The organism is Marinobacter sp. UBA2498 (genome assembly GCF_002341575.1).
Taxonomy (GTDB): Bacteria; Pseudomonadota; Gammaproteobacteria; order Pseudomonadales; family Oleiphilaceae; genus Marinobacter; species Marinobacter manganoxydans.
This window is the reverse complement of the sequence record NZ_DDOI01000123.1, coordinates 11,399-12,337: the sequence shown is the minus strand read 5'-3', so window position 1 is coordinate 12,337 and position 939 is coordinate 11,399. Positions and strand designations below refer to the sequence as shown.

The following is a 939-nucleotide window of genomic DNA, read 5'->3' as shown; positions in this document are numbered from 1 at the left end:
CCAACGTAACGGGATTCTTCGCTCAGGTACGGGTTTTCGAGAGTAATGACCGTACGCTCGTCGAGATCAAGCTCTTTCACAGCGCGGGCGTAGTAGTGCCTGAGGAAATCATTGAAGCTGCCATCGTGGATGGCGCGCTCAATTCCCAGCTGAAGGCGATGGGCGGTTTCCTGGTCTTCGGGACCGACAAAGAGATAGGACGGCATCGGGTAGGCGATCAACAGATCAGGCTCAATTAGGAGATTAGGATCCTGCTCCAATTCCAGGTCGTAAAGCACTTCGCTTACGCCCCTGGCAAAACACTCGAAGCGTTCATTACGCAACATTCCGAACAGTATTTCGTATCGGGAGTGAGTAACCACCGGAATACCGTTGGCTTCAAGCACCGGTGTGTCTGGCCAGTGGGCGCCCTGGCCAATCCGAATCTGACTGTCTCTCAAGTCATCCAGAGTCTTGATTCCCGCAAACCGGGGCAAGGATTCCGGCATGACCACGCAAACCCGAAAACCGAGCAACCCACCATCGACCGGAAACGGTATGGCGGTCAGGGATTTCTCCCGTTCTGCGGAGGTAGCAACATTAGCGATGTCAACTAATCGTGATTGGCCGTCTGTCAGTTCCCTCAGTACGCGGCCCTGGCTCAACTCTTCACTTCTGATGATCTGAAATTCCCCGTACTCTGGCGTCTTCTTCAGAGCAAGCTCCACCAGGGCCCGGATGGCAGGGCTGTCGTAATTCCGGTACCAGAGTACGTAACCGCGCACGGCTGCCTGCGACGCAGTGGTCGATGACGTTGTGGCTGAGAGTGGTCCTGCCGCAAGGCAGAAAGCCAATGGCATCAGGCAAAGAACCAGTTTTCGGAACCGGTGGAAGACCAGGGAAGCGGGCAGAGAATATTCCAAATCAGAGATCCTTTCTTACTACTGGAAAAACCGGCTA

General features: G+C 54.6%; 1 protein-coding gene. It reads right to left on the bottom strand.

Annotated features, from left to right (window positions below; genetic code table 11):
• The coding region (locus tag B2W52_RS17290) for a hypothetical protein (RefSeq protein ID WP_286803797.1) at positions 1 to 902 on the bottom strand (902 nt) is incomplete at its 3' end.
• Positions 903 to 939 lie beyond the last annotated feature (37 nt).